Source organism: Nonomuraea dietziae, from assembly GCF_014195505.1.
In the GTDB taxonomy this organism is placed as follows: Bacteria; Actinomycetota; Actinomycetes; order Streptosporangiales; family Streptosporangiaceae; genus Nonomuraea; species Nonomuraea roseola.
On the sequence record NZ_JACIBV010000001.1, the window covers coordinates 2,139,773 to 2,152,145 of the forward strand.

6 protein-coding genes are annotated in these 12,373 nt (G+C 72.7%); 4 read left to right on the forward strand and 2 right to left on the reverse strand.

All coding sequences use genetic code 11. The features are described from left to right. The first annotated feature begins 81 nt into the window (after positions 1–81). Genes FHR33_RS52530 through FHR33_RS10400 form a run of 4 tightly spaced genes read left to right on the forward strand, consistent with a single transcriptional unit; the run spans position 82 to position 9,273 of the window. Positions 82–1,176, forward strand: a complete 1,095-nt coding sequence (locus tag FHR33_RS52530; protein ID WP_183645746.1) for a hypothetical protein — start codon at positions 82–84, stop codon at positions 1,174–1,176. After that, a complete protein-coding gene (locus tag FHR33_RS10390; RefSeq protein WP_183645747.1) occupies positions 1,173–3,149 on the forward strand; it encodes a CHAT domain-containing protein in 1,977 nt (658 codons plus the stop codon). Before FHR33_RS52530 ends, FHR33_RS10390 begins: the two co-directional genes overlap by 4 nt. Then, positions 3,146–8,275 carry a hypothetical protein gene (locus FHR33_RS10395; protein ID WP_183645748.1) on the forward strand — a complete coding sequence of 1,710 codons (5,130 nt, stop codon included), beginning with the start codon at positions 3,146–3,148 and terminating at the stop codon, positions 8,273–8,275. Before FHR33_RS10390 ends, FHR33_RS10395 begins: the two co-directional genes overlap by 4 nt. Continuing rightward, a complete protein-coding gene (locus FHR33_RS10400) occupies positions 8,272–9,273 on the forward strand; it encodes a hypothetical protein (protein WP_183645749.1) in 1,002 nt (333 codons plus the stop codon). The genes FHR33_RS10395 and FHR33_RS10400 overlap by 4 nt, the downstream gene beginning before the upstream one ends. Here the strand turns inward: FHR33_RS10400 and FHR33_RS10405 are convergent. Next, a complete protein-coding gene (locus FHR33_RS10405; RefSeq protein ID WP_183645750.1) occupies positions 9,233–10,411 on the reverse strand; it encodes a sensor histidine kinase in 1,179 nt (392 codons plus the stop codon). The genes FHR33_RS10400 and FHR33_RS10405 overlap by 41 nt on opposite strands. Before the next feature lie 9 nt (positions 10,412–10,420). Next, positions 10,421–12,079 (reverse strand): transposase, encoded by a 1,659-nt coding sequence (locus tag FHR33_RS10410; protein ID WP_183645751.1) that lies wholly within the window; start codon positions 12,077–12,079, stop codon positions 10,421–10,423. Positions 12,080–12,373 lie beyond the last annotated feature (294 nt).

The following is a 12,373-nucleotide window of genomic DNA, read 5'->3' on the forward strand; positions in this document are numbered from 1 at the left end:
CCTTCCATCGTTGAGAGTGATGAAACAGACATCAGGCGTCAAGCCTGTCACGCCCCGATCACAGCCGAGTATGGTTTCCCCGTGCGTGTGCAGAACCGAGTGGATCGTTCTCTCACCGCCGCCGACCTGCTGCGCGAGGAAACCTCCGCCTGGCTGGCCGCCCGCGCGGCCGACGGGCGTTTCCGCAGGTTCGGCCACCACTTCGAGGTCCTCGGGGCGATCCTGGACGGCATGCTCACCGGCATCAGGCAGCAACTGCTCGCGGTGACGGGCGCGACCTCGCAGGCGGCCTACGCGCGCTGCTTCCATCTGGACGCGAGCCTGTCGACGGTCAAACGGCTCTTCGAGTGGTACGCCCCGAAGTACGACCAGCGGCTCGACCCGCTGCGCGGCCCCGTGCTCGCCGCGGCCGACGAGGTGGTGCGCAGTTGCTGGTGGCAGCCGTTCGACGTGCTGGGCAGGAGACCGCCCGCCGGGCCGCTGCCCTACCTCGACCCGATGTTCGACGCCTTCGCCACCCCGCGCAAGGACGTGCCGAGGGACCTCGTCGACGAGCTGGTGCGCGAGCTGCCGATCCCGGTGATCTCGCTGCCCGCGTGGGCGGCCAGACAGGCGTGGTGGCTGGTGGTCGCGGCGCACGAGACGGGCCACCTCGTCATGCACGACCTCGACCTGGCCCACGACGCCAGGATGGTGGCGGGCGACTGGGCCGACGAGATGTTCGCCGACGCCTACTCGGTGCTCATGGTCGGCGACGCGGCCGCCTGGATGGTGGAGGAGCTCCAGCACGGGCTGAGCGTCGACACCCTCTACTACCCGCCGCCCGCCGAACGCCTGGCCCTGCTCGCCGACCCCGCCTCCTCCGGCCTGCTCGGCCTCCAGGTCGACGGCCGTCCGCTGCGCGAGCTCGGGCAGGGCTTCGACGCGGACCTCGCGCGCCGGTGGACCTCCGCCCTGGCCGCGAACGACAGCGCCATCACCAAGGTGCGCTCCCGCGCCGCCGCCAGGACACTGGTCGCCGCCGGGGTCGCCGCCTTCCCCTCCGACCCCGAAGGGGTGCACACGAGGCTGCTGGAGAAGCTGCCCCTGTGCGGCCCCGACGGCACCATGGGCGCCGCCCCTGCCGCCCCCTCCCTGCGCGAGCTGACCGGCGAGCTCACCAGGAGGCTGCTGTGACGCTCCCGCGCGTCGTCGTCAGGGTCGCCGAGGGCGTGGTGAGCACCCCCGTGGGCTCGCGTCCGCTCGGCCCGCTCCCCCCTGCCGGCGCCCCTGCCCACGAGTACGGCAGGGCGCTGTTCGCCGCGCTCCTCGGCCCGCTCTGGCCCCGCGTGCTGGAGAACCACGCGGGACGAGGCGTCGAGCTGGCCCTCGATCTGCCCGCTGAGCTGCACGACCACATGTGGGAGGCCATGCACGACGGCGAGCACCCCCTCGGCGCCAACCCCGGTCTGCTCGTCGCGGTCACCAGGCTGGTCCCCTCGAACGCGGGCCCGCCGCCCGCCGTGAGGGGCGCGCCCAGGGTGCTGTTCGCCTCGGGCGCGAAACTGACCGAGCAGGTCATCCTGCCCGGCGCGATGTTCCTCGGCCTCCTGCGCGAGTGCGAGTCTGCGGGGCTGGCGCTGGCCAGGGTCGCCGACGGGCTGACCCTCGACGGCCTGACCCGCCGCTGCGCCGCCTTCGAGCCCGACCTGGTCCACCTGGTCGCCCATGGCAGACCCGACGAGGACGGCAGGGTCCTGGTCGACCTGGCGGGCGCCATGGCCACGCCCGAGCAACTGGTCGCCGCGCTGCTGGCGGGCGGGCGCAGGCCGCTCGCCGTCGTGCTCAGCGTCTGCCACACCGCCCGCCTGTCCCCCGCCTCGCTGGCCGCCTCGCTGATCGCGGCAGGGGTGCCGATCGTGGTCGCCATGGACGGCGAGATCGCCGAACCCGCCTGCCGCCTGTTCTCCAAACGCCTGGTGCGGGCGCTGCTGAACGGCGACGGCGTCGCCGAGGCCGCCGCCCACGGCCGCAGGGCCGCGCTGATGGGCCAGCGCGATCCCGGCGACAGCGACGACTGGGCCAGGCCCACCGTCTACACCGCCTCCTCGCTGCCCGCCGCCTTCCAGCCCGTCGACCCCGCCCCCGCCCGCGCGATGCTGCGGATGGCCGAACAGCTCCAACTGGCCCAGCAGCCCCTCTACATCGGCCGCCGCAGCCTCTTCGACGAGGTCGACGCGCTGTTCAGCGCGCGAAGGGCGCTGCTGGTGGCCTGCGCCGAGGGCGACTTCCGCAGGCTCGGCGCCACCAGGCTGCTGCGCGAGATCGGCTTCAGGCTGCTGCACGACGGCCATGTCCCGCTCCTGCTCGCCCCTCGCGCCCACCCGACGGCGCCGCACTCCTTACGGCAGGTCGCCGCCCAGGTGCTGCAGGCCGTGGTCGACACCTGCGAACGCCTGTCGCTGCCGGCTCCCCCTCTCGAAACCGTGGCCTGCGCCGCGCCCTCCGGGCACGCCCAGTCGGCCGTACGGCGCGGTCTGCGCAAGGCGATCGCCGCCTTCTCCGCCTCCTCCGACCCTCTCGACGTGGACGATCTTCGAGAGTCGCTCGCCGAGGACCTGTCCTCGTTCGCCCTGACGGCGCAGTCCCTCGGCGAGCCGTTCGGCCCCCACACCCGCGCCGTCGTCCTGGCCGAGGGCCTGCACCTGTGGGACGGCGCGCTGGGCTGGATCGCCGGCCGGCCTCCCGGCCTGCTCGACCTGCTCACGCCCAGCGGCCTCGGCCCACCCGAACGGCCGGCTCCCGTCATTGCCACGACCGCCGAGAGCGTCGAGCTGGGCCTGTTCAAGGCCGAGCGAGCGGGCATGGCCGCCTATCGGTTCGTCCCGCTCGCCGCGTTGCCTGAGGACGAGGCGACGCTCGGCTACCAGTGGGTCCTGCTGCAGCCGTGGCACGAGCAGGACCGCTACAAGAAGGTGTGGGTGGCCGCCCCCGGCCACGACAGGGAGATGCTGCGCGAGGCGTTCAGCACGCTGGAGGGGCGTCCCGCCATGGTCGACTACGAGCTCTACCTGGTCGCGCACGCCCTGGCCTCGGCGAAGATCTTCCTCTCCCACGACGACGAGGCGGCCTGGCGGGCCTACGCCGAGCTGAACAGGCTCGCGCCGTGACCGGGCTGCAGGAGGAGCTCGAGCGCCTGCGCGCCCAGCGCTTCGCCGCCTATCCGGCCGCGACCCTGGCCGCCCTGGCGCTGCTGCCGCGCTGGACGGACACGCTGGCGCGCACGGCAGAGCTCGGTGCGGTCCCCGAAGAGCTGGTGGAGAGCACGATGCTGCTCCTCGACGACGGGGGGCAGGAGCGGGCCTTCTGGGTGCGTGAGAGCGTCAGGGCGGAGCTGGGCGCCTATCTCCGGCGCGAACACGCCGACACGCTGCGGCGAGCGCTACGGCGCCTGACCGGGCTCCTTTACAGGGTAGATCACGACTGGTTCACGGTCGCCGACGTCCACGAGAAGGACCCCACCGGGCTGCGGCTGCTGCGGGAGGTGTCCGACCGGGTCGAGGCGGGACGGCTGCCCGAGGCCGCCAGGCTCGTGGCGACCGCCGAGGCGCTGGCCGACGTGCTCGGCGGCCATCTGACCGGGTCGGCGCGCAGGGCCGCCTGGCGGCTGGCCAGAGCCACCCGCGAGGCCGAGGACGCCCATCGCCTGCGTCACTACCAGCGCAGGGACGAGATCGAGGAGGAGATGCTCGTCGGGCCGTCGTGGGCGGTGCACCTGCTCGGCTCGGGCGGCGCCGGCAAGACCATGCTCGTCAGGCGCCTGGCCACCAGGGTCACCACGGCCAGGGTGGACTTCGACCATCTCGACCCGCGCTATCCGGAGAGCCGTCCAGGCGAGATGTTCACCGCGCTCGCGGTGGACCTGCTCGGCTGGGTGGGCAGCAGGGCAGGCGAGGCGGCCTACCGGCGCTTCCTCGACGCGGTGGAGGAGCTGCACGAGGAGCTGGCCAGGCCGTATCGGCTGGAGAGCAGGACCGAACCGCTGCTCGACCGGATGGTCGCCGCCTTCGCCGGGTTGCTCACCTCGCTCGACCAGGAGGTCACACTCGTCCTCGACACGTGCGAGGAACTGGCCAAGCTCTACCCGCCCGGCGAGCCCGCGCCAGGCATCGACATGACGTTCGCGCTGCTGGAGCGGCTGCACGCGCTGGTGCCCTCGCTGCGCGTCGTGCTGGCGGGACGACGCTGGCTGGTGCCGCCGCCCTCCGGGGCGCCTTCGGGCCCGCTGCTGCGGCCGCGGCCGTATCTGCGGGTGCTGCCCGTCGGCGGGTTCACCAGGGCCGAGGCCGAGCGCTACCTGACGGCCAGGGGCCTGCCCCCACGCTTCACCCCCGCGGTGCTGTCGCGAGCGGCGGGCGAGAACGGCTACAACCCCTTCGACCTCGCCGTCCACGCCGACTGGGTGCTCGCGGAACCGTCGCTCGATCCCGCCTCCCTCGTCACCGATCCTGGCGACCCCTACATCGAGCGCCGGGTGATCGGCCGCCTGCGCGACCCCGCGCTGGTGCGCTGCCTGGGCGTGGCCGCCGAGCTCGGCACGCTCGACAGGGCGCTGGCGGCGGCCGAGTTCGCGGCGCTCGGGGTCGAGGCCGACGCCGTGTTCGGCGAGCTGGCGGCCCAGGAGTGGGCTCGCGTGCGCGCCCACACTCCCGACGGTCGCCCGTCGGTGGTGGAGCTGGAGGCGCAGCTGTGCGCGCGCCTGCGCGCGGTGACGTCCGCCGATCCCGATCGCTTTCCCCTGCACGGCCGCCGTCTGGGCCGTACGGCCGCCGAACTGGTCAGGGGGGTGGAGTCGATCGCGGAGGCGCCGGTGGCGACGCTCCTGGCCGCCCTTCGCCTGCTGCCGTCGGGAGAGGCGCTCGCGCTGTGGGCGGAGGTGGAGGCGCGGGTGGTGGCTGAGCGGGCGTGGGGGTGGGCCGAGCATGTCACGGCCCGCGCCGCCGCCGACCTCACCGACACCGCCGACCGCCTCCTCAGTCACCCCTCCCCCTTCTCACCCGAACGGAGCGACTCCCCCTCCCCCGACCGCCGCTCGGAGGGCCGCCGCTCGGAGGACCGCCGCTCTGGCGGCGATCGGCGGGCAGGTGTGCTCGCCGGGGTGCGGGAGGTGCTCGCGGCGGTGCTGTCCACGCAGGCCGCGACCCGCGTCCAGACCGGAGGTGGAGGAGTGGCCGCGCTGTGGTGGCACGTCCTGCGCTTCGGCAACGCGGTCCAGCGCGACCGTGCCCTGCTGGGGCTGGTGTCCGCCGGCGAGGGCGACATCGACTTCCCCGCCGAACTGCGCAGGATCGTGGCCACCGGCACGAACCTGGCAGCCCCGGACGCCGAAACCGGCGCGGAGGCTGACGAGGGAACGAAATCCACGGTGAGAACGCCCGCCGGCTCGACCGTGGGCGTGCTCGCGGGATCCATCGCCGCCGCCGCCGACCGCTGGATGATCGAAGGCCGATGGAGTGACCTGCGCGCCGCGGACCTCCTCGCCGTCGCCGAGGCGGGCGTCGACCCCGCCGTCCGTTCTCTTCTCTACGGCCAGGCCGCCCTCCTCGCGCAGGCCGCGGAGGAGCGGACTCATGATCCACGAGAGCTGGCCGCCCTCGCTGTGGAGACGCTCGAAGGCCCGCGCGGGGCAGGCCAGGCACCGGCGCTCTTCCGCGTGTCCGCCGCCGACTTCCCTCCTGGCTGCGACGCCCGCGCCCGGGCCGCGCTCGTCAGCCTGCTGATCAGGAGCGCCTCCGACGAACCCTCCGCCAGCTCGCCCGAGCGCCGGCCTCCCGGCGGACCGGCCGAGAGCAGACCCACCGACAGCGGACCCGCCGCGAGCGAACCGGACGAAAGCAGCCCGGCCGGCAGCGGACCGGCCGACGGGCAGCCCGGCGTCGGGGTGGTGGACCCCGAGCAGTCCGACGCCAGGCCGGTCGACGCCAGGCCGATGGACGCCGGGCAGTCCGGCGTCGGGCCGGTGGGCGGGCGACGCGGAAGCGCGCCGGTGGGCGAGGGCGACGGGAAGGCGTCCCAGGGGGAAGGCACGGGCGGGCCGAGAGAGGAGCTGGGCAGCCTGGAGGCGTTGTTCGCCGCGGGGCTGCCCCGCTCTGTGGACGCCGACCGGTGGCTCTCCCTCACGCTGCTCCTGCTGTGCGCGCGCGGGCGGGCGACAGGCTCGACGCTGGGGCTTCTGCCGACCACCGGGTACCCGCTGTGGCGGGGTGGCAGCGCGTGGGTGCACAGGCGGATCCAGCCGTTCGCGGTCAGTCTGGCGTGGGCACGGATGGCGCGCGGCGAGTACGGCCAGGCGGCCGCCGTCCTGCGAGCCCGCCTGCGCGAGGCGCTGGAGGCCGGCGACGACCCCGCGACGGTGGAGGAGTGCCAGCTCGCTCTGCTCATGGTCTGCCGCAGGGAGCGCGACCTGCGGCACTATCCGGGGGTCAGGGACCTGTCGCTGCACGGTTCACCGCTGTGCAGGGCGGAGGCCTGGCTGACGCTGACCCTGGTGGAGGGCGAGCGGCCCCGCTCGATCAGCGAGGCAGGCTCCTGGTACGGCTGGTGGCGCTGCCAGGATGTGAACTCGCTCCAGGACGGGCACCGGCCGCCGCCACGTCAGGAGGAGGGCGTCCCAGCCGCGCTCCTGCGCGCGGCGGCGACCGAGGCGAGCCTCCTGACCGGAGGCGGCGACCCTCCCGTCGAGCCCCCCGGCCCGCTCGACCCGCGTCTCGGCTGGGTGCGCGGCGTCACCCTGCTCACCGAGGCGGAGGTGCTCGCGCTGCGCTTCCCCGCCCAGGCCGCGCGCCTCCTCGAGCAGGCGTCCGTGCTGCTCGGCCGCGACTCCGAGCTCGGAAGGCAGGCCGCGCTGCTGGCGGCGATGGCCGGGATCCGCTCCGGAGCGCCCCTGGAGGCCGGCCGCAGGGAGCCGGCGAAGCCGCTGTCAGGAGGATGGGTGGTGCGCACGACCGCGCTGAGCCGCCTGTCCTGGACCACCAGCGTCTCAGGGCTGCCCGAGCTCGCCCTCCCGGACCTCTCGCGGCCGTCGCTCCCGCAGTGGGTGTACGGCGGCGAGCAGCCGCTCGGCAGGCCTGATCAGAGCGCTGACGACCCGACGCGGGGCGAGCGCGGCTCCGACCGCCTGCTGCCGACGAGACGCCGGCCGCCCGCCGACGCCAGAGAACAACCGGACGACGGCTCTCCCCACCCGCAGCGGCGGCCTTCCGTGAACGACCAGGACCCCGCCCCCACCACGGCAGAGGACGAGCCGGAGTCGGAGTGGATCTCGGGATGGAAGATCGCCGCGGTGCTGGTGGCCTTCGTGGGCGTGGTCGCGTTTCAGGCGTTCCTCCCTCAGATCATGAGCGCGTTGGGCCCGACGGTCGTCGTCGCCGGATGCGTCCTGGCCGCGGCAGCCGGCGCGGTGCACTGGAGCGGCATCCTGTCCACCGCGATGACCGCCGAGATCAGCGACGGCTCCACCGACCTGCTTCTGCACGGGTCGGGGGAATGGCGAGGCCAGGCGTGGGGGCCGGGCGTCCCGACGTGGCTGGCGCCGTCGCGGCATGTCGCCACCGTGCGGACGACCTGGCACGAGGCGCGGCCCAGACCATGGGTGAAGGCCGTCAGACTCGTGAGCACAAACCGCGTCATCGACGGTGACGTGGAGTTCGGGCTGTTCGGGCACCTTCCCCCCGCACGGCTGCCCGCGATGTTCCGTTCGTTCCACTCACGGGCGCGGTTGACGCCTGTCAGCCCGCAGGGCGACTACAGGGGGCCCGATCACCTCGCGCCGCGCGCGCTGTCGGGAGGGCGTGCCCTCTGGGTGGGCACGCTGGTGCGCACCGCCGACGGGCTGCGCCTGCGCGTCGCCGACGACAGATCCGCCCCTTCGGGCGCGCAGTCGAGGGAGCGGCTGATGGATCTCGCCCCGCCGCCCGACTTCGTGGTGCTGCAGGCCGAGCCCGTGGACGGCCCGCCCGAGCCTCTCGGCTCCGCTCATGCCCTGGCGGCGAGCCTGGCCCGCGCGCTCTGCGAAGGCGGGACGCCCGCCGCGCTCGTCGTGCCTCCCCTGCCCGACGAGCTCGCAGCCCAGGTGATCGCCGCGTGCGCCGACTGGCCGATGTGGCGACAAGGCGAGGTACTCGACGCCAGGAGCCTGCTCAGGCTGCAGCGGCACCTGAGGAAGATCATCGGAGCCGGTTCCGAGGTGCTGTGCGACCTGATCCTGTTCCTTCCCATCGACCCGGAGGATGAATGAGCCGTCTGTCCCAGTGGTTCAGCGCCAAGGCCGACCACGTCCACCTGGAGTTCATCCCCGACCCTGGCTCCAGGCCGCTCGTCCCCCGCGAGGGCTACGTGCGGCTGTGGCTGACCGAGGGGTTCCTCGCCCAGCGCAGGTCGTGGGGCAACGACCACTTCCCCGCCCTGCACGGCGGGCTCACCCTCAACTTCCTGGGCACCCAGCCCGTCGGGTTCAAGGCGGTCAGCACGCCCGCGTGGTCCACGCCGGGCGTCCACCTCGACCTGCAGGTCTCGCCGCTGGTGCCGTACAACGGCGGGGTGGTCACCGTCGAGGCCGGGCTCTACCAGGTCACGCAGCAGGGGCCGCTGGGCGCCGCCGTCCAGGTGCTGGGCAAGCTCGCGGGCCTGGTCGGCCCGCCGCTGGCGACCGCGGCCACCATCGCGGAGAAGATGTCCGAGGGCCTGGAGGTGGTGCTGGAGGCGACGGGAGACCAGCCGAGGCTGGGCGTCCACTGGAGCATGGTGGCGCCAGGCGGCGGCGGCAGGCCGGTGCAGGCGGGGCATCTGGTGGTGCTCGACGCGCCCGCGCCGCCGGGAAGGCTGGAGATCGTCGAGGGACGGCTCAGGGCCGACGGCCGGCCGGTGCTGCTCGACTACCTGGTGCTGCGTGTGGAGTGCCGCGAGGAGCGCGACGACCCGATCACGCCCGAGCTCGAGCAGCTCATCAGGCGGGCGGTCGAGGACGGCCTGCGCGGCAACACCGAGTCGATGAACGCGATCAGGACCGAGGCGATCGTGCGGGCGTGGACCTCCTCCGACCTGGTGCCGAAGGACCAGCGGCGGGTGGCGCTGCTCATCCGCGACGAGATCGACGCGGCCAGGCCGCTCGGCGTCGTTCCGGTGGAGAGGCTGGCGGCCAGGATGGTCTCGCGCGACTCGCCCGAGCTGAAGGGGCTGCGGCTGGAGGAGCTGATCAGCGGGCCGACACGCCGGGGTGGTACTTGGGCACCCTGATGTTGACCTTGGTGCCCGCGCCCTCCGCCGTCTCGACGACCAGGCCGTACTCGTCGCCGTAGACCTGGCGCAGCCGCTCGTCGACGTTGGCCAGGCCGACGCCGCTCTCGGCCGAGACGTCCCCGGCCAGGATGCGGCGCAGGCGCTCGGGGTCCATGCCGAGGCCGTCGTCCTCGACGCTGATGTGGCACTCCGCGCCCGCGTCCTCGGCGACGATCGCGATGCGGCCGACGCCGTTCTTGGATTCGAGGCCGTGCCGTACCGCGTTCTCCACCAGGGGTTGCAGGCACAGGAACGGCACCGCGACGGGCAGCACCTCGGGCGCGATGCGCAGCGTGACCCGCAGGTGGTCGCCGAAGCGGGCGCGCTCGAGGATCAGGTAGCGGTCGATGGAGCGCAGCTCCTCTGCCAGGGTGGTGAAGTCGCCGTGCCTGCGGAAGCTGTAGCGGGTGAAGTCGGCGAACTCCAGCAGCAGCTCGCGGGCGCGCTCCGGGTCGGTGCGGACGAAGCTGGCGATGGTGGTCAGCGAGTTGTAGATGAAGTGCGGGGAGATCTGCGCGCGCAGCGCCCGCACCTCGGCCTCCATCAGCAGGGTGCGGCTGCGGTCGAGCTCGGCCAGCTCCAGCTGGGAGTCGACCCACCTGGCCACCTCCTGGGCGGCCCTGACGAGCCCCGCTGAGGTCTCCTGGCCGTAGGCGGCCAGCGAGCCGACCACTCTTTCGTCGGTGCTGAGCGGCACCACCACGGCGTGCCTGATCGGGCATTCGAGAAGGTCGCAGTCGAGGTTGAGCACCTGGGTACGGCCGTCCTTGAGCGTGCCCGCCGCGTGCGCGAACGCCTCGGCCGCGTGGTGCTCGCCCGCGCCGTCGTAGACCAGCAGCCGCTCGCCGTCGGTGATCGCGATGGCGGGCGAGCCGAGCAGCTCGCGCAGGTGCCGCGAGGCCCGCTGCGCGCCCTCCTCGCTCAGCCCCGCGCGCAGCGGGGGCGCGGCCAGGGAGGCGGTGTGCAGGGTCTCGAACGTCGCGCGCTCGGCGGGGCCCGCACCCAGCTCGCGCCTGCCCCGCAAGACGCGCCACAGCACGAGCGAGGGGCCCCCGACAAGGAGGACCAGCAGCAGAACGACGACCAAGGGTTCCACGCGCGGAGCTTACCGTTCCTCATCAGTGATCAGGAGTGAGTCTTGGACCCACTGCCCGGCACTGAGCGCATCCCGAACGGTGGTGGATGCGCTGGTCGCCCGCTTTCCTTGAGTGTTCCCTGTCCGGGGTCGTGCATCGTGTGCACATTCCGTGACGGGGCGGCGGGCTTCCTCTCGCCCCCGAGCAGGACGATCGGCCTGGACGGTCCGATGCCCCACAGCATCGCTCTGGTGTTGTGGGGGCGGTGTCGTCCGTCGCCGGATCGGGTGCCCGAGGGCGCGTCGTCCGATCGCGATGCTCGCGGCATCGTGACGGGTGGTCTTTCGCCGGGGCGCGGTCATGGGCTTCTGCCAGTGCTGCGCGCCCCACATGCTGGTGTAGGCCGGGTCCACCGCGACGATGGATACGTCCCTCTCAGCCGCCATCGACACCAGCCGCGCCTTGAGTTTGCCGGTGGGGATGCCGGAGACGAGCTGCCGGAACCTCTTCTTACGGCCATGCTTCTCGCGGGACTTCTCCGCGGTGAAGTCCAGGTCCTCGATGCCGACCGCAGCCACACCGGCACGTTTGGCCCAGTGCAGGAGCCGGGTGATGGCATGCCGGATCTGGGCGTCGCGGTGGTTCGCGCTGCCGGTCAGATCGTAGAAGAAGCGGTGAGGGGCGCCGACCGGGTTGCCGTGCCGGTCGAGGCGGTAGGCGGCGAAGTGGTCGGCGTTCGTATCGACACCGATCATCCCGCCTGCACGGGCCGTCTCCAGCGGGATCGTCTTCACAACCGGGCGTTGCCAGGACGCGGTGAGGTACCAGCGGCCTCGGGCAACGTCGTAGTGGATGCGGTAGGCCACCGCCCGGTTGCCGTGGACGCGGTCGCCCCACTCCTCGCCCCGGTGCTTGAACTGGATCCTGGAAGCGAGGATGTACCGGCTGTGCTTCGCGTTGGCCAGGTGGGCGAGCGGTGCGGGCAGCTTGATGGAGACTTCGCCGTCAGGAGTGACGCGGATGGTTTCGTTGCCGTATCGCTTGCCAGACTCGCCGTCAGCGGCGAGAAACCAGCGCTCCGCCTCCCACCGCTGTCGCCACTCAGTCTCGGTGAGCCGGGCTTTCTCGAGGTTGTGCCGGATGTTGAACAGGCGACGGCCGCCGCGCACGACGTGGACGATCCCGGCCTCGCGCTCGGCGCGGGCGGCATCGAGCCGGCGCTCCAGCGCGGCCAGTCGGCGTGACTTCACGAACCACTCGTGCTCGGAACGGTATCCGCCTGGTACCCGTTTCGTGCCCTTATCTCCAATGGGCCGGGAAAGCCGGTGCATCAGGGTGCGCACACCGGCTTCAAGGTTGTGGATGTGTGCGAGCTGACAGCGGTGGGAGAGAGCCCACTGGTCATGCGTGGCTTTAGTGATGCTGCCCGCCCATCGGGAGGACGACTCGGCGGTCAGATCCCGCTTCCGGGCCGCCCACATATCCGTGTCGTGCTTCAAACCATCCGCACAACGGGCCTTGAGGTCACGGGAGGCGAGAGACCCCAGATGTGCACCTGCCAGCCGGAGGACTTTCTCGTCCTCGGGCGTGAGGTGCCCCAGTCGGTCGCGTATCGTCACACCAGCCGGGCCCAGGGCAACGAACGGCGCGTCGATGGCGCGGAGCTGCTTCTTCTTGTTCTCAGTCATCGGCCGCCGCAGCCTCATGCCGTTCAAAATTCGCCTTCTGGTCATTCGACGACACTCGGGCAGACAAGCCCACGCCACCGCTCACGGAGCGTGAGGTGTTCGCGTCGATGTCACCAGGACCATGCGCGACCCCATGCGTCCGCAGGGGCCGGCAGCGTGCCCTCACGAAACCATCGGCACGCGGTACGAGGGGTGATGCCCTGCGCTCGTGCCAATTCCGTCAGGCCCCAGGACAAGAACATACAGCGCTCACGGTCAGCAAGGAGGCACCCTTGAACACTCATCCGAAGCACT